Annotated in this window: 13 protein-coding genes; 6 read left to right on the top strand and 7 right to left on the bottom strand. The window is 69.9% G+C overall.

The features are described from left to right. The first annotated feature begins 32 nt into the window (after positions 1-32). Together WMF17_RS21125 and WMF17_RS21120 are read left to right on the top strand one after the other, a co-directional pair. Complete coding sequence (locus tag WMF17_RS21125; RefSeq protein ID WP_437650917.1) at positions 33-1,178, top strand: ABC transporter permease; 1,146 nt, start codon at positions 33-35, stop codon at positions 1,176-1,178. A 375-nt stretch (positions 1,179-1,553) separates the two neighbouring features. After that, entirely contained in the window at positions 1,554-4,229 is a 2,676-nt protein-coding gene (locus tag WMF17_RS21120) for a glycoside hydrolase family 15 protein (protein ID WP_437650915.1), read from the top strand. 94 nt (positions 4,230-4,323) lie between these two features. On the opposite strand, the gene WMF17_RS21115 is transcribed toward WMF17_RS21120, so the two are convergent. From WMF17_RS21115 to WMF17_RS21100, 4 genes are all read right to left on the bottom strand, one after another. Continuing rightward, on the bottom strand, positions 4,324-5,409 hold the full coding sequence (locus tag WMF17_RS21115) for an NAD(P)H-dependent flavin oxidoreductase (protein WP_437650913.1): 1,086 nt from the start codon (positions 5,407-5,409) through the stop codon (positions 4,324-4,326). 52 nt (positions 5,410-5,461) lie between these two features. Then, positions 5,462-6,631 carry an ATP-binding protein gene (locus WMF17_RS21110; RefSeq protein ID WP_437650911.1) on the bottom strand — a complete coding sequence of 390 codons (1,170 nt, stop codon included), beginning with the start codon at positions 6,629-6,631 and terminating at the stop codon, positions 5,462-5,464. Further along, positions 6,628-7,839 carry a sensor histidine kinase gene (locus WMF17_RS21105; protein ID WP_437650910.1) on the bottom strand — a complete coding sequence of 404 codons (1,212 nt, stop codon included), beginning with the start codon at positions 7,837-7,839 and terminating at the stop codon, positions 6,628-6,630. Before WMF17_RS21105 ends, WMF17_RS21110 begins: the two co-directional genes overlap by 4 nt. Positions 7,840-7,966: 127 nt before the next feature. Continuing rightward, positions 7,967-8,704 carry a cobalamin B12-binding domain-containing protein gene (locus WMF17_RS21100; RefSeq protein ID WP_437650908.1) on the bottom strand — a complete coding sequence of 246 codons (738 nt, stop codon included), beginning with the start codon at positions 8,702-8,704 and terminating at the stop codon, positions 7,967-7,969. A gap of 207 nt (positions 8,705-8,911) precedes the next feature. On the opposite strand from WMF17_RS21100, the gene pucL reads away from it, so the two are divergent. The 4 genes from pucL (at position 8,912) to WMF17_RS21080 (ending at position 15,063) form a co-directional block, all read left to right on the top strand. Then, positions 8,912-9,757 carry a factor-independent urate hydroxylase gene (gene pucL / locus WMF17_RS21095; RefSeq protein ID WP_437603880.1) on the top strand — a complete coding sequence of 282 codons (846 nt, stop codon included), beginning with the start codon at positions 8,912-8,914 and terminating at the stop codon, positions 9,755-9,757. Positions 9,758-10,147: 390 nt separating this feature from the next. Next, a complete protein-coding gene (locus WMF17_RS21090; protein ID WP_437603879.1) occupies positions 10,148-11,851 on the top strand; it encodes a DUF1592 domain-containing protein in 1,704 nt (567 codons plus the stop codon). 1 nt (position 11,852) lies between these two features. Next, positions 11,853-13,220, top strand: a complete 1,368-nt coding sequence (locus WMF17_RS21085; protein WP_437603878.1) for a DUF1552 domain-containing protein — start codon at positions 11,853-11,855, stop codon at positions 13,218-13,220. Positions 13,221-13,413: 193 nt separating this feature from the next. Then, positions 13,414-15,063, top strand: coding sequence for an RICIN domain-containing protein (locus tag WMF17_RS21080; protein WP_437603877.1), 1,650 nt, complete (start codon positions 13,414-13,416; stop codon positions 15,061-15,063). 26 nt (positions 15,064-15,089) lie between these two features. Here WMF17_RS21080 and WMF17_RS21075 read toward each other — a convergent pair whose 3' ends face one another. From WMF17_RS21075 to WMF17_RS21065, 3 genes are all read right to left on the bottom strand, one after another. Then, positions 15,090-15,728 (bottom strand): hypothetical protein, encoded by a 639-nt coding sequence (locus WMF17_RS21075; protein WP_437650906.1) that lies wholly within the window; start codon positions 15,726-15,728, stop codon positions 15,090-15,092. 6 nt (positions 15,729-15,734) lie between these two features. Further along, complete coding sequence (locus tag WMF17_RS21070; RefSeq protein ID WP_437650905.1) at positions 15,735-17,138, bottom strand: selenium-binding protein SBP56-related protein; 1,404 nt, start codon at positions 17,136-17,138, stop codon at positions 15,735-15,737. Between the two features lie 282 nt (positions 17,139-17,420). Continuing rightward, positions 17,421-19,412: a hypothetical protein gene (locus tag WMF17_RS21065; RefSeq protein ID WP_437650903.1), complete on the bottom strand. Its 1,992-nt coding sequence runs from the start codon at positions 19,410-19,412 to the stop codon at positions 17,421-17,423. Positions 19,413-19,640: the final 228 nt, after the last annotated feature.

Here is a 19,640-nt window from a genome sequence, read left to right as displayed (position 1 = left end):
AGCCATCGAGACGGGGCCGAGGCCAGAGGAGCATGCCTGTGACGACGACACGTGATCTCCGGGCGCGCGGCTCCGCGCCGCCCGCGCCGCCCGCGCCGCTCGTGCCGAGCACGCGGCGGAAGGTGCTCGGCGTCTTCTGGCTGCTCCTCGCCGTGTCGCTCGGCACCGCGCTCATGAACGGCAGGTTCCTCCTGGCGGCGAACCTCGAGAACCTGATCCGGCGGACGGCGCTGTTCGGCATCCTCAGCATCGGCGCGGGCTTCGTGATCATCACGGGCGGTATCGACCTGTCGATCGGCTCGGTCGTGGCGCTCGCCGGCTGCATGCTGCCGTGGCTCCTCTCGGTCCAGCACTGGCCGCCTTCGCTGGCGGTGCCCGTGCTGCTCGGCATCTCGCTCTGCATCGGGCTCGCGCACGGGCTGCTCATCACGAAGCTCCGGCTCCAGCCGTTCGTCGTGACGCTCTGCGGGCTCCTGCTCTACAGGGGCACCGCGCGCGGGATCTCGGGCGACCAGACGCAGGGGTTCGGCATGGGGTTCGAGTCGCTGCGCTACCTGTCGGTCGGCAGCCCGTTCTCCATCCCCGTGCCGTTCCTCTCGTGGATCTCGGAGGGGCGCTTCAGCCCGTACGCGGTGCACCCGTTCACGGGCGCGAGGACGCGCCTCGCGGCGATCACGTGGATCGATATCCCGATGCCGTTCCTCCTGTTCCTCGCGATCGCGATCGCGGCGTCGATCTTCCTGAACCGCACCATTTACGGCCGCTATCTGATGGCGCTCGGCCGCAACGAGCAGGCGGCGCGCTACAGCGGGGTCGACACCGACAGGATGACGATCCTCGCCTATGTGCTGTGCTCGGTGCTCGCCTGCTTCGGAGGCATGCTGTTCGCGCTGGAGGTCAACTCGGCGCAGCCCGTCGATTTCGGCAATTTCTACGAGCTCTACGCGATCGCCGCCGCCGTGCTGGGCGGCTTCAGCCTGCGCGGAGGCGAGGGCGCGGTGCTGGGGGTGATCCTCGGCACCGCGCTGATGCAGGTGCTGCGCAACGCCATCAACATGCTGGGCGTCCCGACGCAGATCGAGTTCGCTGTGATCGGCGCCGTCATCCTGATCGGCGTCATCGCGGACGAGCTGGTCAGGCGCTATGCGGCGGCGCGGCGCAGGGCGGTTGGCTCATGAGATCATGAGCTCGCGGCGGCGCTTCCAGCAGGCCGCCGCCGAGATCGACCGAGGCCCAGCAAACGCCCCGGCGGCGCGACGCCCGCGGCCGCTGCCGCCGCCGCAGGACGCGCCTCGCCGCGTCGACACGGTGCGCAAGGCGCAATGTCGCTGTCCTCGCCACGAGCCCGGCATGGCGGCGCGCGAGAGCGTGCAGATCGCGTGCTATGCTGAAAGCTCGCCGGCGTTCCACGCGGAGCAGGAGCGAGCAGCGGCCGGGGGGGGCCGGGCCGCGGACCGCCTGCGCCACGTGGAAATATCAATTAAGTCGCTGGCTTACGATAGCCGTGGAGAGGCCTTCACGCGGCGATGCCCGCGTGGAAAGGGGATGGCGTGATGCGGAAGCGGATTTCTTGTGGAGCTATAATTATTCATCTGACGCTGGGGCTCGTCGGCTGTGTGGCCGGCGCCGAGGAGCCGTCGCGTGGGGTGTCGGCCGTCCCGATCGGACGCGGCGTCGCGGCCCTGACGGGCGCCGCGGGCTCAGGGGTCGCCTCGGTGTGGGGGCCGGCCGAGAAGTCGTTCCTGGGCACCTCGACGACCACGGCCTCGCGGGTCTATTTCACCGGGCACCGCGGCATCGTGTCCGAGGTGTTCTATCCGGTGCTCGACACGGTCAACACCGTCGACTTGCAGTTCCTGGTGGGGGATACGGCGAAGACCTTCGTCGACGAGGAGAAGCAGCAGAGCTACACCGTCACCCAGCCGGACAAGCGATCCATGCGGTGGCAGGCGGTCACCAGCAACAGCGGCCACAACTGGCGGATCACCAAGACCATCTTCGCCGATCCCGGCCGCAGCTCGCTGATCCAGCGCGTCCAGTTCGACGCGCTGAACGGCAGGAACGTCACCCAGTTCAACCTCTACCTGCTCCACAACCCGGCGATGGACAACTCCGGGGCCGGCGACAGCTCGAAGACCGCCACGGCGGGCGGGCGCACGATGCTCGTCGCCTCGGAGAACAGCCGCGTCTCGGCGCTGGCCATCTCGCGGGCGTGGAAGACGCTGACCTCGGGCGGCCCGCCGATGGTGTCGAGCGGCTTCGTCGGCGAGACGGACGGCTTCACCGACCTGCTCGGCGGCAGCGCCGACAGGACCATGAGCTGGCGCAACGACCTGGCGAGCGGCGGCAACGTGGCGCAGATGGGCTGGGTCGACCTCGGCGCGAGCGCCGTCACCAGCGTCTCGTTCGACGTCGTGCTCGGCTTCGGCGCCACCGAGACCGAGGCGACGACCACCGCGAACGCGACGCTCGGCAGCAACCTGACCACCCTGCGAACCACCTACGACAGCGGGTGGAACAGTTACACAAGCGGGCTCAACAACCAGGGCGGCACCGCCGATGACCAGTATTACCTCGCGGCGATGTCGCTCAAATCGATCCAGGACAAGTCGAACGGCGCCATGATCGCCGGGATGGGCACGCCGTGGGGCGAGACCAACGGCGACGCCAACAACGGCGGGTACCACCTGGTCTGGCCGCGCGATCTGTTCAAGTTCGCCAGCGCGCTCGTGACCGCCGGAGACACGGCGGCCGGTACCGCGGTGGTCAACTACCTGTTCAACACGCTCCAGCAGTCGAGCGACTGCGGCGTCGCCGAGTACAACGCGCCGAGCTGCCCGCAGGGCTACACCCGCGTCGGCCGCTTCCCGCAGAACGCCTGGGTCAGCGGCTGGCAGTACTGGCAAGGCACGCAGATGGACGAGCAGGCGATGCCGATCATCCTGGCCTGGCGCCTGGGCCCGTCGGTGTCCAACCCGCTGTGGCCGAAGATCAAGAAGACGGCCGACTACATCGTCAACACCGGCCCGTGGACCCAGCAGGAGCGCTGGGAGGAGAACGCCGGGTACTCGCCGTCGACCATCGCCGCGGAGATCGCCGGCCTCGTCTGCGCGGCCACGATCGCGCGCGCGAACGGCGACACGACGAGCGCGGCCCGCTACATGGCCGCCGCCGACGTCTGGCAGCAGAGCGTCGACCGCTGGACGTTCACGAACACCGGCTATCACGGCGACGGCAAGTACTACATCCGCATCAACCCGTCTGCGCGGGGGAACACCGGCACAGGACCGCAGGTGTATAACCCGGTGTCCGGGCCGGACGCGGCGATCTCCTTCACGATCGGCAACGGCGGTGGCACGCACGACCAGCGCTACATCGTCGACGGCGGGTTCCTCGAGCTCGTCCGGATGGGGGTGAAGCGCGCGGACGATCCGTCGATCCTCGCGACGCTGCCGGAGTACGACCTCATCCTGAAGCGCAACATCGCCGGCAAGGGCGACGCCTGGTTCCGCTACAACTACGATGGATACGGCGAGAAGAACGACGGCAGCAACTTCGACGGCACCGGCGGCCGGGGCCGGCTGTGGCCCATCTTCACCGCCGAGCGCGGCATGTTCAAGATCGCCGGCACGGGCGTCGGCAGCGATGGCAATCCGTTCCTGACCGCGGTGAAGGCGTTCTCGACGCCGCAGGGCTTCATCCCGGAGCAGGTGTGGAGCGAGACGACGGACGTCACCGGCTGGCAAGTGGTGAAGCCGGCGACCGCCACGGCGGGCACCCCGACGAGGTCGATGAGCCCCCTGAACTGGGCGATGGGCGAGTACATCAGCCTGCTGGCGTCGATCCGCGCGGGCAAGGTCGTCGACATCCCGTCGGTGGTCTGCAGCCGCTACAACGCCTGCGTCGTGCCGCCCGCGTCGGGCCAGGCGGGCGTCGTGTTCAACGCGACCGCGACCACCGTGGTCGGCCAGCACGTGTACGTCACCGGCAACACCGCGGCGCTGGGCAGCTGGAATACCGATCTCGGCATCCCGGTCGATCCGCGCAGCTACCCGGTGTGGACGAACCGCGCCAACCTGCCGGCCAGCAGCGCCCTGCAGTACAAGTACTACCGCAAGAACGCCAATGGCACCGTGACCTGGGAGAACCGGCCCGGCGGCGGCAATCGCACGATGAGCACCCCCGCGTCCGGCGGGACGCTCACGCTCAATGACACGGTGATCTGGTAAGATAAGCGCGGCGCGGGCGAGGGGAGGGGGTGAGCGCCGCGGCGACCGACGGGCGAGCTGGCCGAATGGCTAGCTGGCCGCCCGGCTCGCCCCCTCAAAGCTGCATGAGCCCGCGAATCACCTGCTCGGTCTGCTCGGCGAGCGCCGCCAGGAGCTCGGCCGCCGGCCGCGGCCTGGCGAGGGCGGCGCTCTGGCCGGCCCAGAGCGACAGGTAGTCCTCGCGCCCCGCCGCCGCCGCGGCCCGGCGGATCGGCTGGGTGAGCCAGTTCTGGACCGGATACTCCGGCACCTCGGGCTCGTGCGGCGTCAGGGCCTCGACGAACGCGTTGGGGATGCCCCGCGCGGTGCGGCCGGAGAACACCCGCGTGAGCACGGTCGTACGCGCGTGCGGCGAGGCCAGCGCGCTGCGGTGGCCGGCGCTCGCCCCCGACTCCTCGCACGCGAGGAAGGCCGTCCCGATCTGCACCCCGCTGGCGCCGAGCGCGAGCGCCGCCGCGACGCCGCGGCCGTCGGCGATGCCGCCCGCGGCGACCACCGGGGCCCGCACCGCGTCCACGACCTGCGGGACGAGCGACAGCGTGCCGACCAGCGACTCCCGCACGGGCCGCAGGAACGCGCCGCGGTGCCCCCCCGCGTCGCTGCCCGAGGCGACGATGAGGTCGACGCCGGCCTGATCGAGCGCGATCGCCTCGTCGACCGTGGTGGCGGTGCCGATGACGGCGATCCCCCGCGCCTTCGCCCCCTCGATGACCGGGCCGGGCGGAACCCCCATGACGAAGCTCAGGACCTGCGGTCTCGCCTCGAGCGCGGCCTCGACCTGCTCCTCGAAGCGCGGAGCGAACGCGCGGGGCACCTCGGGGTCGGGCAGGTCGAGCTGTCGCAGCATGGGGCGCAGGCGCGCCACGTGCTGCTCGAGCGCCGCCAGATCGAGGGTGGTGGGCTCTCCGGGCTGAGGCACCCAGAGGTTCACCGCGAAGGGGTGCGGCGTGAGCCGCCGGAGCTCGGGGACGAGGTCGGCGATCTGCGATGGCGTCAGGGCGTGCGCCCCGAACGAGCCGAGCCCGCCGGCGTTCGAGACGGCGGCCGCGAGGGCGGTGGTGGACAGGCCGCCCCCGAAGGGGCCCTGGATGATCGGGAGACGCAGGCCGAGCTGTCGGGTGAGGCGCGTATCGGTCCACATGACGGAGCATGGTAGGCGACGGGAGATCGCGCTCGAAGAAAGCTGCGTCGATTCAGCTGCTCCTCTCTGCCTCCAGCGGGAGCGTGAAGAACACCCGCGTTCCCCGGTCGAGCTCGCTCTCCACGCGGATCGTGCCGCCGTGGCGCTCGACGAGGCTCTTGCAGATCGAGAGGCCGAGCCCCGTGCTCTTCTCCCCGCCCGTCGTCCGGGTGCTCGTCCTCTGGAACTTGCGGAACACGCCGCCTATCTCCTCCGGGGGAATGCCGAGGCCCTGATCCTCGATCATCAACTCGACCGCCCGACCGAGCCTCCGCGCGCGCACCGTCACCGTCGTGCCCTGGTGAGAGAACTTGAAGGCGTTGCTGAGCAGGTTGCTCAAGACCCGCTCGATCCGCTCGACGTCGCAGCGGATGAGCGGGAGACCGGCGGGCACATCGACCGCCATCGTGATCCCCTTGCGGCGGGCGCCGTGCTCGTTCAGGGAGGCCGCCGCCGCGATGATGCCGCGCAGGTCGGCGTCCTGCAGGCGAAGCGCGATGTTCCCGTGCTCGAGCGTCGTGATGTCGAGCAGATCCTCGACCAGCTGCAGCGCGAACTCGGCGTTGGCCTGGATCTTCAGGAGGTGGCGCTGCGCGTCCTCGCGCGCGGCGAAGGCGCTCCCGAGCTGCATCGTCGAGAACCACTGGATCGCCGCGATCGGATTGCGCAGATCGTGCGCGGCGATGCCCACGAGCTCATGACTCCGCTGGCTCAGCTCGGCGAGGCGCTGGTTCTCCCGGCGGAGCGCCTCGGCGCTCGCCTCCAGGCTTGCGAGGAGCCGCCTTTTGTCGCTGAGGCGCTCGTGGAGCGCGAACGCGTCCCGCACGACGCCGGCGAGCGCCGGCGGATCCCACGGCTTGGGGATGAACCGGTACACGCCGCCGGCGTTGATGGCCTGGATCGCGGCGCTCGTGTCCGCATAGGCCGTCATGAGGAGCCGGACGGTATCCGGAAACTCGGCCTTGATCGCCGCGTAGAGCTCCGTGCCGGTCATGCCCGGCATCCGCTGGTCGCTGAGGACGACAGGGATGGGCCGCTCGCGCAGGAGCGCATGGCCCTCTTCGGCGCTCTCTGCAGTGAGGACCTCGTAGTCGCGCCGGAGCTCGCGGCGGAGCGCCTTCAGGGTCTCGCGCTCGTCGTCGACGATGAGCAGCGCGCGGCGATCGCCGGGCGCGCGCGTCACCGTTCGAGCCCCTTCGGCAGCGTGATCGTGAAGGTGCTGCCGGCCCCGGGGGTCGAGCGGACCGAGAGCGTGCCCCCGTGCTGATCCACGACGATCTTGTGCGAGATGGTGAGGCCGAGCCCCGTGCCCTGCCCGACGGGCTTGGTCGTGAAGAACGGGTCGAAGATCCTGCCGCGGACGTCATCGGTCATCCCGGCGCCGTTGTCCTCGAAGTCCAGGGCGACCCGGCGCCCGTCGTCTCGCGCGCGGATCGCGATGCGACCGTTCCCCCGCCCGCGGCACTCGACCGCCTGGACCGCGTTGATGAGGAGGTTCAGGAACACCTGGCTGAGCTCCGCCGGCTTGCAGCGCACCTTCGGCAGGTCGGCCCACTCCACCAGCACCTGTACACCGCCGCTCTTCAGCGCGGGGCCCGCGATCGCGAGGGTGGTCTCCAGGCTCTCTCTCAGGTCGGACTGCTCCACCTCGGCCTGGTCGAGCCGCGCGAAGGTCCTTAGATCCGCGACGATCTTCTGCACGCGCGCGAGGCCGCCCAGGGTGCCTTTCACGAGATCGCCCGCGTCCTCGCGCAGAAATGCGAGGTCGGCGTCGTCCCGGAGCGCCTCGGCGACGTCCGTCACGTCGCCTGGGCCCCCGCGGAGCGCGGCCTCCTCGAGCGCCGCGTAGGCGGCGCACAGCCGCCCGAGCGACTCTCCGAGGGTGTGCACGTTGCTGCGGACGAAGGCGAGAGGGTTGTTGATCTCGTGGGCCACGCCGGCGGCGAGCTTGCCGAGGGCGTTCATCTTCTCCGAGTGGACGAGCATCGACTGCGTGGCGCGCAGCCGCGCGAGCGACCTCTCGAGCGCCTTTTGCTCGGAGACGAGCCGCCGCTGGAGGCTCGAGATCCTCGAGTTCAGCGCGGACACCTCGACGACGACGCGCTCGAGCTCGACGACGTCGAACTCGCCGAGGATCAGCAGCTCATCGCCGAGCCGCCACACCTCCCCCCGGAGGCTGTGCGCGATCGAGCGGAGGTCCCCGAAGTGCAGGATGCCGCGGTGGATCGGCGCCTCGCGGCCGTGCCCTGCCGCGGCGAGCTGCGGGAAGCTCGGGCTGACGAGGCGGGCCGGCTCACCCGCGTGCCCGAGCAGCCGGCGCATGCCGCGGTTCGCGAACCGCGGCGCGCCGTCCGGCGAAAAGACGCCGACCGCCAGCGCTGTCGAGTCCATGAGGAAAGCGCCGGCGAGCTCTGCGGTCCGGCCGCAGAGCTGCCCTCCCGCCGGCGGGGCCACGCGCGCCCTCTCTTCGCTATCTCCTCTGCTTCGCGGCTCGCGCGGTACCATCGGAATCCGACCCTCACCGTGGCGCGGCGAGGAGCTGCTCCGCCACGCGGACGGACCCCTCCGCTGTCGGCGACGAGCCGTCGGCGCCGAGCTGCCTCCAGAGGTCGTGGTCCACGCCGAACGGCTGGCCGCCGACCAGAACGACGATGTCCCTGCACCGCTCGTCGGCGCGCGCGGCGGCGACGAGATCGCCGACGCGCGCGAGGTGCTCGTCGAGCGCGGCCGAGACCGCGAGGACGTCGGCCGCGCGGTGGACGGCCTCGTCGATCGCGTCCTGGGCCGGCGTGCTGGCCCCGAGATAGAAGGTGTCCCACCCCGCCATCTCGAAGAAGTCGGCGACGAAGCGCGCGCCAAGCTCGTGGAGGTTGCCGTCCACCGCGGTGGCCACGAGCCGGCGGCCGGCGCGATCGGCGTTGAAGACGAGCGGGTAGAGCTGGCTCAGGGTCATCTGGGTGACCGCCGTGCAGTAGTGCTCCTCGGCGATGCTGAGCTGACGGAGCTGCCAGAGCCGGCCGACCTCGTACTGGCACGGATGCAGGACGTGAGCATAGATGTCCTTGACCGGCGTGCTCGCCTCGATCGCCTCCCGGATGACCTCCATGGCCCGCCGCTGGTCCCCCTGGAGGAGCGCGTCGAGGTAGCCGCACGCGACGAGGCCGAGCGGGGCCTCGGGCCGGACGAAGCTGGGGGGCTCGACGTGCGCCGAGGTGAGCCGGTCGGCCGCCGCCCTGTTGCGCTCTGCGATCACCATATGTGCCTATCTTGTAGCGCGGGATCGCCGGCGCACGTCCCATATCGCACGAGCTCGCCCGGGGCGTTCGGGCGTACGGGCGCCGCCGGCAGGCCGGGCCTCGCGAGCGCCGGGCTGCCCGCCGGGCTTGAGCCGGCGTCCTGCTTCAAGGTACGGTCTCCCGCACCGCAACGAAGCGTCGTTGCCAGGCGCGGGAGCTGAAGAACGATGTCGATCTCCTTGGTGCGGAACAGCTACGGCAAATCGAGGGTGCGGCTCGTCAAGGTGCGCCGCGCGGACGGGCGGCACGAGCTCACCGACATCGACGTCGACATCGAGCTCGAGGGCGATTTCGACGACGCCTATACGCGGGGCGACAACAGCAAGGTGCTGCCCACGGACACGATGAAGAACACCGTGTACGCCCTCGCCAAGGGCCACCCGGTCGAGCCGATCGAGGACTTCGGCGTCGTGCTGGCCGAGCACTTCCTCGGAAAGGCCCATACCCGGCGGGCGAGGGTCTCGATCGCCGAGAACGTCTGGTCGCGCATCGACGCGGGCGGCGCGCCGCACCGGCACGCCTTCTTCCGCGCCGGGGCAGAGCGGCGGACCGCGGAGATCACGGCGGCTCCCGGCGCGGTCGAGATCGCGTCGGGCATCGCGGATCTGCTCGTCCTCAAGACCACCGGCTCGGCGTTCTCGGGCTTTCCGCGCGACAGGTACACAACGCTCAAGGAGACGGAGGACCGCATCCTGTCCACCCTCATCCTGGCGCGATGGCGCGCGGCGGCCCGCGACCAGGCCCCCACGGCGACGTGGGAGCGCGTCCGCCGCGCCCTGCTCGAGACGTTCGCCGAGCAACACAGCGTCTCGGTGCAGCACACGCTCCACGCGCTCGGCGAGGCGGTGTTCGCGGCCTGCCCTGCCGTCGACGAGCTGAGCCTCTCGCTGCCGAACAAGCACTGCCTGCTGGTCGATCTCTCGCCCTTCGGGCTCGGCAACGACAACGAGATCTTCGTCCCGGTCGACGAGCCGCACGGGCTCATTCACGCCACGATGAAGCGCGACGGATGAGCGGGGGCCTCCGGTCCAACGTGGCGCAGGCGGATTTCTGACGCGCTCGTGATCAAGACGCCCCAGCGCGGGCATTTAACGAGATGGTTGTCCGGCGTTCGGCGCCGGTGGCGCGGCGAGACACGATGGCTTCGGCGTGGCTATAATTTTCGCGATCTCTCACACGAGGCGATCGGCGATCTGCTGGCGTGACGCAGCCAGTCAATCGCGCCGCGTCAAGGCAGGAGTGACTCACCATTTCGTTAACGATGAAGTCCTCGATTTAATGGTTCCACGATAAGCGATGTCCGCCCCTGGGCGCTGGCCTCCGATGCGATCGTCGGTGGGAACAGCGCTTGACGCGTGACGGAGCTGCACCGTAGGTTGTGCACGACGGTAGGAGGTCACGGTATGGCTGACTTAGGATATCGTCGCTGGCGAGGTGGTCGCGTGACCCTCGCGACGCTCGCGCTGACGCTCGCGGCCGGGTGCGACGGGACGATCGGAGGGGCAGGCGCCGGGACGGACATCCCGGGGTCCGGACAAGGAGATCCGCAGGCGTGCGGGGGCACGGAGCGGCTCCTCGCGCCCCAGCGGCGCCTGACGCGATTCGAATACAACAACACGGTTCGAGATCTGCTCGGAACGTCGCTCACCCCTGCCAATCAGTTCCCGCCGGACGAGATCGCCGGCGGATTCAACAACAACGCGGCGGTGCTCACCGTGTCATCGCTGCACGCCGAGAAGTACCTCCTGGCGGCCGAGGCGCTCGCGGCCGAGGCCGTGGCGCGCGACCTGTCGACGCTGTTGCCGTGCGATCCGGCTGCCGTCGACGGTCAGGTCGAGGCGGAGGAGGCGTGCGCGCGGGAGTTCGTCGAGGACTTCGGCCGCCGCGCGTACCGCCGGCCGCTCGCGCCGCAGGACGTCGAGCGGCTGATGCGCGCGTACGCGGCGGGGCGGACGGGCGGGTCGCTGCGCGAGGGGATCGAGGTGGTCATCCGGGCCGCGCTGCAGTCGCCGAAGTTCCTGTTCCGCCTGGAGCTGCGCCACGAGCTCGACGGCGCCGCGCCGAAGGTGCGCCTCGATCCCTACGAGATGGCATCCCGTCTCTCCTACCTCGTCTGGGCGTCGGCCCCCGACGACGCGCTGCTCGAGGCCGCCGAGGCCGGCCTGCTCCAGACCCGCGAACAGCTCGCCGAGCGAGTCCGCGAGATGCTGGAGAGCCCGCGGGCGCGCCTGGCGATCGCGGAATTTTACAAGCAATGGCTGAATCTCGGGAAGCTCGAGACCCTCGTCAAGGAGGAGGGCGCCTTCCCCGGCTTCGACGACGAGCTCGTCGCGGGGATGAAGGCCGAGACGCCCGCGTTCATCGAGCACGTCCTGTGGTCGGGGGACCGCAAGCTGTCGAGCCTGCTGACGTTGCCTGTCGGCTTTGCCACCGAGTCGGTCGCCGCGCTGTACGGCGTGTCGGTCCCGCCTGGCTCGACAACGCCCCAGCGCGTCGATCTCCCGCCCGACCAGCGCGCCGGGGTGCTCACGCAGCCCGCGTTCCTGGCCGTCCATGCGCACCCGGATCAGACGTCTCCGGTCCTGCGCGGCAAGGCGATCCGGTCGAAGTTCATGTGTTCCGAGCCGAAGCCGCCCCCGAACGACGTCGACCTCACGCCGCCCACGGGCGAGCAAGGCGTCACGGCGCGCGAGCGGTTCAACCAGCACGCCTCCGGCGCGTGCGCCGGCTGCCATCAGCTGATGGATCCGATCGGCTTCGCGTTCGAGAACTTCGATTCCGTCGGCGCCTACCGCACCGAGGAGGGCGGGCAGGTCATCGACGTCTCCGGCGAGATCTTCCAGTCCGAGGACATGGATGGCCCGTTCGTCGGCGTCCGCGAGCTGGCGGAGAAGCTCGCCGGGAGCGACCAGGTCCGCGAGTGCCTCGCGACGCAGTGGTTCCGCTACACGGCGGGTCGCTTCGAGACGGTCGGCGACGAGTGCTCGCTCGGCCAGCTGCGCGCCGAGTTCCACGGCTCCGAGGGCGATCTCGTGGAGCTCATCGTGCAGACGACGCAGACCGACGCGTTCATGTTCCGCAGCGCGATCGCAGCAGAGGAGGAGTGACATGAGACAGCGAATGATCTCTCGACGGCGGATGCTCCAGGGCGCGCTGGCGGCGACCGCGACGATCCCGCTGCTCAACTCGGAGCTGGCCCGCGGGGACGAGACCACCGCGCCCAAGCGCTTCGTTGTGTTCTACACGCCGAACGGCACGCTCGAGTCGCAATGGATGCCCACGGGTCCCGGGGCCAACTACACGCTGAGCCCGCTGCTGCAGCCTCTCTCGCCGTTCAAGGCGAAGCTGATCCCGCTGCGCGGGATCAACATGAACGTCGTGGTGAACTCCAACATCGGCTCCGAGCACGCGCGGGGCATCGGCGGCCTGCTCACGGGGCGGGCGCTGCTCAAGGGCAATTTCCGGAGCTTCAACTCCAACAACGCCGGCTGGTCGTCGGGGATCTCGCTCGATCAGCACATCGCGAACAAGCTGAAGCCCTCGACGCTGTTTCGCACCCTGGAGCTCGGCGTCCAGGTCCGCGACGCCGAGGTGCGCGGCCGGCTCTGCTATAGCGGGCCCGACCAGCCGATCCCCCCTCGCGAGGATCCCTACGATACCTTCGAGCAGCTCTTCGGGGCGTCGGTGCAGGGGCAGGGCAGCTCCGATGCGCTGGATCGGCTCCGCGCGCAGCGTCGAACCGTGTTCGACCTCCTCCGCGAGGACATCGCGGAGGTGCGACCTCGCATCGGCAGGGAAGATCGCGTCAAGCTCGACGCGCACATGCAATCGATCCAGGACATCGAGGCGCGCCTGGCCGGCGGCGGTCCTTCGACCGGCACCGGCGGCCCGACCACGAGCTGCCAGCCCCCGGCGCTTGGCGAGCGGATCAACCTCTCGGACGACGCGAACATGCCCGCCATCGGCAAGCTCCAGATGGACATGGCGGCCGCGGCGCTCGCGTGCGACCTCACCCGGATCGTCACGCTCCAGTGGTCGTATGCCGAGAGCGAGCACCTCTACCCGTGGCTCGGGCTCAGTGGGAACCACCATGCCATCTCGCACCAGTGGGACACCCCGGGCAAAGCGCAGTACTCGAAGATCCACACGTGGTTCGCGGAGCAGCTCGCCTACCTGCTCGGCAAGCTCGACTCGTACGCGGAAGGGGATCGCACGCTCCTCGACAACACCGTCGTCCTGTGGGTCACCGAGATCAGCGAGTCGACGCAGCACGCGCTCACGAACATGCCGTTCCTGCTCGCCGGCAGCGCGGGCGGGGCCTTCCGCACCGGTCGCTTCGTCGACTACCTGGCGAACGGCGGCGCGGCCCGCCAGCACAACGACCTGCTGCTGACGATCGCGAACGCGATGGGGACCGACGACACGACCTTCGGCGACCCCGCGTTCAGCAGCGGGCCGCTCCCCGATCTCACGTAGTCGCGCCCGGCCCGGCGTACGCCCGGCGCTCGGCCGCGCCGGGCACAGCGGCCCGGACACGAAGAGCGGCGAGAGCACTTGGGTGCAGGCAGTTCGCACGGGAGCGAATTATTCCAGCGCTGCCATGGCGCGCGGGAAGGCCTTGACAAGCCCGGTTGAAGGCCTGGAGATGGTGCTCTTTCTGGAGGGCATCATGCGTCTGGATTCCTTGTCTCCGATGGTGTGCCTGCTGGTCGCGGGGTCCGGCCTCGCGTCCTGCGATGCCGGCCCGGCAGCGCGTCCTGGGAGCTCGCACTCCGGGGACGGCGGGTCCTCGGGGGTCGGCGCCTCGGGCGGCGGTGCGCCCGGCGGCGGCAGCTCCTCGGGGGTCAACGCCTCGGGCGGCGGTGCGCCCGGCGACGGCGGTGCGCCAGGCGACGGCGGCGCCGCCGGCGAGGGCGGGGGCCCGGCGCTGCCTCCGGCGGTGGGGCCTCTGGTCAACGGGATCCAGTGGGCCGACACCGCGGGCAAACCCATCCAGGCGCACGGGGGAGGGGTGATCAAGGTGGGTTCCTACTACTACTGGTTCGGCGAGAACCGGAACCCGGACGGGACGTTCTATGCTGTATCCGCTTATCGATCGGCCGATCTGCGGCGCTGGGAGTTCAGGAACCATGTGCTGACCATGGACTCGGACGAGGACCTCGACCCGGCCAACATCGAGCGCCCGAAGGTGGTCTACAACGCGTCCACGGGCCAGTACGTGATGTGGATGCACTGGGAGAACGGGATGCACTACGGCGAGGCCCGGGCCGCGGTCGCGAGCTCGAGCACCGTGGACGGCGACTACACGTATCACGGCAGCTTCCGGCCGATGGCGGGCACCGGGGTGACCGACCACGACAAGCCCGGGTACATGTCCCGGGACTGCGGGCTCTTCGTCGATGACGACGGCAAGGGCTATTTCATCTCCGCCTCGAACGAGAACTACGATCTCAACCTCTACGCGCTGACCCCCGACTACCTGTCCGTCGAGCGGCTGGCCGCCGTGCTCTTCCCCGGCGGACACCGCGAGGCGCCGGCGCTGTTCAAGCGAAAGGGGATCTATTTCCTGCTGACCTCCGGCGCCACGGGCTGGTCGCCCAACCAGGCCAAGTACGCGACCTCCCGCTCCCTCGACAGGGGCTGGTCGGCGATGACCAACGTCGGCGACGGCACGACCTACCACTCCCAGTCGACCTACGTGGTCCCGGTCCAGGGCAGCTCGGGGACGGCCTACCTGTACATGGGGGATCGCTGGGCGGGGGCCTGGAGCGGGCGGGTCAACGACTCGACCTATGTCTGGCAGCCGATCTCGTTCCCCTCGGACACGACAATGAGCATGAGCTGGAACAACACGCTCACGATCGACACGGCGGCGGGCAGCGTCACCGGGGCGACGAACAACTTCAAGCTCGTGAACAGCAAGAGCGGCAAGGTGATGGAGGTCGTGGGCGCGTCGTCCGAGGACGGGGCGGCGGTGGTCCAGAGCGCGGACGACGGAGGAGACAACCAGAAGTGGAGCTTCAACTACAACAGCTCCGGTCACTTCCGGCTGACAAACGTCAAGAGCGGAAAGGTGCTGGACGTCCCTGACGAGTCGAAGAGCGACGGGATCGCGCTCAAGCAATGGACGAACCATGACGGCGACAACCAGGCGTGGCTGTTCATCGATCTGGGCGGCGGCGATTTCCAGATCAGGAACAAGAACAGCGGCAAGATGATCGGGGTCGTCCAGGGCTCGACCGAGGACGCTGCCGCGATCGAGCAGCGGGGGAGCGGCGGCGGCGAGGAGCAGCGATGGCAGATCGTCGTGGCGAACTGACGGGCGGGTGAACGGCGGAGCGGCCCTCAGAGCAGGGCCGCGAGGATGCCGGCCCCGATGAGCGCGACAGCCCAGGCGCGGTCGAGGTTGAACCAGGCGGTGCGGAGGATCGCGACGCCGAGCTTGTGGTAGACAACGAGCGCGACCGCGGCGGCCGCCGCCATCATGGCGGCGGTGTGCACGAGGACGGCGGCGACGTAGCCTGCGGGGCTCGTCAGCGACAGGCCAGCTGCGTTGTGACACCCGCCGCCATGGCACGGAGCCGGGTTGTCGGCGCCGAGCAGGAAGACCGGGAGCAGCATGAGCCCGGCGCCGTGCGCGGTGGCCATCAGGAAGGACCACCAGGTCAGATCGCGGAAGCCCACGCGCATCCCGACCCACCTCGGGTGGCGCGGCCTCACGAGCTTGAGCACGCCGAACGCGACAAGCGCGGTCGCCGTGATCCAGCGGAGCGCCGCGGCGGGGACGCTCGCGAGCCCGAGCCCGAGCAGCGCGACCGTGAGGCCGATCGACGCGGCGTGGCCGATCGCGATCGGGACGAGCGCCCGCCGGACCGCGCGGCTGCTCTTCTCCTGCAGGCCGAGGGCGACCGCGAACAGCCAGCCCATGCCCGGGTTGATGCCGTGATAAGCGCCGAGGAGCGCCAGCGTGAGCCAGGGGGTCATGGCGAGCTAGGGATAGCAGAACGAGTCCGAGGACGCGTCGCCCCCCTCGAGCCTCACCTGGTGAGGGCGCAAGGGGCCGAAATCGACGAAGAACTCGGGGTCGAGCGCGAGGCCGCCGCCGGCCGCCGCGTCGACCTTGGCCATCCAGCCGCCGACGCCTTCCGGATAGAACTGCTCGTCCCAGGACGCGTAGAGCGAGTTCGTGAAGTAGATGCGCCGCCCATCGCGGCTCACCTCGACCATCTGCGGCCCGCCGCGCAGCGGCCCGGAGCGGCGGTGCGCCGCCCTGCGGACGACGCCCCCGAGGTGCACCGAGCCGGTCAGCTTCGGGTGGAACGGGTCGGACACGTCGTACTGGCGGAGCTCGCCCGTGCCCCAGCAAGACACGTAGAGGAACCGGTCGTCGAGAGAGAGATTGATGTCGGTGATCAGGGGAGGGACCGCCTTGAAGCCCTTGAGCAGCGGGGGCAGGAGGTCGGGCTCGGCCGGCTCGGCCGGCACCTCGATCACCTTGCGGATCGCCCACCTCTCGCCGTCGCGATGCCAGAGCCAGACCGAGGCGGAGAGGTCCTTGACGCTCACGACGACGCCGACGAAGCCGTAGGCCTTTGTCGGGTCGTGGGCGGGGCGGAGCTCCAGCGCCATCTGGTGCTCGTCGCCGAGCTCCAGCGCCTGGAGGTGCTTGCGCTTGCGGAGGTCCCAGACGTGAACTCTGTTGCCATACTTCTTGCCGAGCAGGAGCTCCGGATTCACGCCGTCCTCGATCATCTTCGGCGTCCCCCACTCGCTCGTGAGGAGCGTATCGTGGCCGAGGTGCCACCAGAAGTCGTAGTGGAGGAACTGCGGCCCGCGGTCGATCTCCCAGCGGCCGAGCACATCGAAGCTCTCGCAGTCGAGCACGAAGATGCCGCCCGGCCCTTCGCCCTCGGGGTTGCCGAGCGCGCTCACGTAGATGCCGTCGGGGCCGCAGTGCAGCGTGTGCGGGCGCGAGTAGCCCGCTCGCTTGGCGATCTCCTCGGCCCGGACCGTGTGGACGAGCTCGGGGCGGCGCGGGTCCCGCTTGACGTCGAAGACGAAGATGTTCGACGAGCGGAGCGCCGGGAGCAGGAGAAAGCGGCGCTCCACGTGGGGGTGCGGCGCGTACGGGCACAGGGCGGCGCTGCACGCGTTCCAGCCCGAGTGGTGGAGCTCGTCGCCGTAGGTCGGCACCTCGTTGACCGAGACGAGGGTGCCATACGCCGGCGATCTCGGATCGAGGTCGACGACCGTGAGCGCGTCGTGGCGAAGGTTGCCCGGGCGCTTCAGCGCGGCGCCTGCGTCGAACGCGGTCACGTAGGCCAGCCGCTCGGGCGGCGCTTCCATCGCCAGGCGCGGCGACGGGTAGAACGTGGGATCCGGACGAAATCGCATGCGCTGGATCTCCTTGATTTCGGGGGGGTCGCGTGTCCTTCCAGGCGCCGCCGCCGGTCCCGGCGAGGCGGGCGCGCGATGCTCGCGACATGAGACCATGAACGGCGATCCGTTGCCGAGCCGATGCGCTTCATCGCCCGGCGGCTCCGCGCGTCGAGCCGGACCAGGCCAGACCGTGGACGAACATCCGTTATATCAGACGTCGCGGACGCGGGCTACTCTGTCGGCGGGGTTCCGGAGGTCCCGGGACCCCTCGCCAGCGGCGAGGCGCCGCGGGGCGCGCTACGGCCGCGCGCGGCCCCGGCGCGCGAGCGCGAGGCCCGCGAGCGCCGCGGCGAGCGCAGCGACGCCGCCGGTAGAGCCCGCCGGGCCAGAGGTGCTGCACCCCGCCCCGGCCGGCGCGATGTCGGCGCCCGTGTCCTCGTCGACGTCGCCCAGCAGCAGGGAGCCGTCGTCCAGCGCCGGCATCGCGTCGGGCTCGTGCAGATCCCGAGCCCACACCGTCGAATCGAGCACCGCGTCCTCGGCGAACGAGGTGGACAGCTCATGGCGCTCGCCGAGGCCCTCCGCCGGCGCGAACGCCCCGATCCCCGGCGCGGCGAGCCGCGCGACGGCGACCTCCGGGCTCGAGACCTGGAACAGCGTGTTGCCGATCGCCACGTGCCAGCTCCCGTCGACCCAGCGAGCGTGCCCGAGGCTCGTGCTGATGTTCTCGGGCGCTCCCCCGGGCCGGCCGATATAGCGCTTGCCGTCGTTCAAGAACAGGACCTCGCCGGTGTCGCTGAGGCCGTCATGGCCGACCCGGAGCTTTGCTTGATCGAACTGGCTCGACGTCGGAAAGTCGCTGATCGGGTGCTGCTCGCCGTCGGGGGTCCGCAGCCATACCTGGTTGACCTCGCCGTCGCTCTTCAGGAAGGCGGCGTAGCCCGCGTGCGCCAGCAGCCCGGCCGAGGTGTTGGTGAGCGAGTCGCCCAGGAACACCTCCTCGCCATCTGCCGTGTACAGGTAGCTCGAGCTCGTCATCCCATCCCACCACCGGCCGACGACGTTCGTCCCGTCGGCGATCGGCCGCTGCAGGTTGCCCGCGTGATCCCCGAGGAGCGCATTGCCCGGCCCGACGATGGACGCTCCCTCGTAGGTGCCGAAGAAGATGTCGCCCGAGGCCGAAACGTCGGCCTGGAACGGCGATCGGCTCCCCGGGACGTGCCAGAGGGACCGGTTCGTGCCCGTCGACAGCGAGTGCGCGAAGGCCCGGTCGTCACCGTACGCCGTCCACACGACGGTGTCGCCGTTCACGGCGTCGAGGCGTGGCGCGTTGTTCACGCTCGAGATCTGGCGTCGAACGCCGTCGACCCAGGAGAGAATGTAGCCGGTCGGCGACTGGTGCACGGACCCCGACGGCGTGAGCGCCCCGTAGGTCGCGCTGAGCGGGCCAGCCCATTCCGGGATGGTCTCGATCCACGTCACCTGCTGCGTGTTCCGATCGGAGATCCCGAGCCGCCGGTAAGAATCCACGAAGAGAAACCGCGTGGCATCGAAATCGAGGATGCTGCCAGGAGCGCGCTGGACGACGGTGAGCCTCGGGCTCCGGTCGACGTGGATGGGGCCGATCGTCTTGGTGATTGTGGGCCCCACGCGGTCGCTGGCCTCGATCGTGAGCGTGTACGTTCTGCCCGAGGGGATCGCGCCGGAATAGCCGTACGCCCCCTCCTTGACGTAGAGCCGCCCCGGCACAGGCTGCGGGTAGGGCCAATCTCTCTCGGCGAAGAGCGTGTAGCCGCCTCCTTCGTCGCTGCGGAACGTCGCCGCGAGGCTCGTGCACTCGTACGGCGGCGTCGGGATGCATTTCGCATCGAAGCGCTTGTCCGCCGTGAGGGCCTCGTGCGGCAGCACGTTCCACGCGATGATCGGCGGCGCGTACTGGTGCACGGTGCCCTGGTCGCTCGCCGCCTCGCCGAACGTGCTGTATGCGTTGACCGTCACGACATAAGGGCCGTAGGGGAGGTCGCCACCGAGCTCGCCGAGATCGAACGCTCCCTCGAAGTAGCCGTCTCCCGTCGGCGCGAGCTCGATGGTGAGCCCCTCGAACTCCGCCTCGACGTAGTAGATGTCCTCTGGCGACGACGCGGCGACGCGCACCGGGACCGTGCCACCGTCGATGATCGTGTTGCTCGGCTGAAGGATGTTGACGGTGACCGCCGCATCAGCGGTCTGAGCTACAAGGGATAGAGCAAAAGCAATGGCTGTGCCAGTATGTCTTCGGTAAGTTCGCATAGTTCCTCCGTATTCTGATGCTTCGGTGCGCTCGCTGTTTCTAACATTCACCCGAACGGCGTCGGGGGAGTGCTCCCGCGGCGCGCGCGTGGGCGTGCCATGGAGCGCCCATGCGGCAGAGCGTCCGGGCTGAGCGCCTCCGACGCAAGCCGACCCCCGGGGAAATTCGACCTGACGGCTGCGGACGGCTCGCCCGGCCTCTTGCGCGCCGCGTTGCGCTGCAGGATG

It is taken from the genome of Sorangium sp. So ce362, from assembly GCF_051519845.1.
Lineage (GTDB): Bacteria > Myxococcota_A > Polyangia > Polyangiales > Polyangiaceae > Sorangium.
Note: the sequence above shows the minus strand (reverse complement) of the source record. Positions and strands in the feature narration are given on the sequence as shown.

Excerpts from the sequence above, each read along its gene's own strand:
- WMF17_RS21125 (WP_437650917.1), top strand. The coding sequence starts at position 33 with ATGCCTGTGACGACGACACGTGATCTCCGGGCGCGCGGCTCCGCGCCG.
- WMF17_RS21120 (WP_437650915.1), top strand. The coding sequence starts at position 1,554 with ATGCGGAAGCGGATTTCTTGTGGAGCTATAATTATTCATCTGACGCTG.
- WMF17_RS21115 (WP_437650913.1), bottom strand. The coding sequence starts at position 5,409 with ATGTGGACCGATACGCGCCTCACCCGACAGCTCGGCCTGCGTCTCCCG.
- WMF17_RS21105 (WP_437650910.1), bottom strand. The coding sequence starts at position 7,839 with ATGGACTCGACAGCGCTGGCGGTCGGCGTCTTTTCGCCGGACGGCGCG.
- WMF17_RS21100 (WP_437650908.1), bottom strand. The coding sequence starts at position 8,704 with ATGGTGATCGCAGAGCGCAACAGGGCGGCGGCCGACCGGCTCACCTCG.
- pucL (WP_437603880.1), top strand. The coding sequence starts at position 8,912 with ATGTCGATCTCCTTGGTGCGGAACAGCTACGGCAAATCGAGGGTGCGG.
- WMF17_RS21090 (WP_437603879.1), top strand. The coding sequence starts at position 10,148 with ATGGCTGACTTAGGATATCGTCGCTGGCGAGGTGGTCGCGTGACCCTC.
- WMF17_RS21085 (WP_437603878.1), top strand. The coding sequence starts at position 11,853 with ATGAGACAGCGAATGATCTCTCGACGGCGGATGCTCCAGGGCGCGCTG.
- WMF17_RS21080 (WP_437603877.1), top strand. The coding sequence starts at position 13,414 with ATGCGTCTGGATTCCTTGTCTCCGATGGTGTGCCTGCTGGTCGCGGGG.
- WMF17_RS21075 (WP_437650906.1), bottom strand. The coding sequence starts at position 15,728 with ATGACCCCCTGGCTCACGCTGGCGCTCCTCGGCGCTTATCACGGCATC.
- WMF17_RS21070 (WP_437650905.1), bottom strand. The coding sequence starts at position 17,138 with ATGCGATTTCGTCCGGATCCCACGTTCTACCCGTCGCCGCGCCTGGCG.
- WMF17_RS21065 (WP_437650903.1), bottom strand. The coding sequence starts at position 19,412 with ATGCGAACTTACCGAAGACATACTGGCACAGCCATTGCTTTTGCTCTA.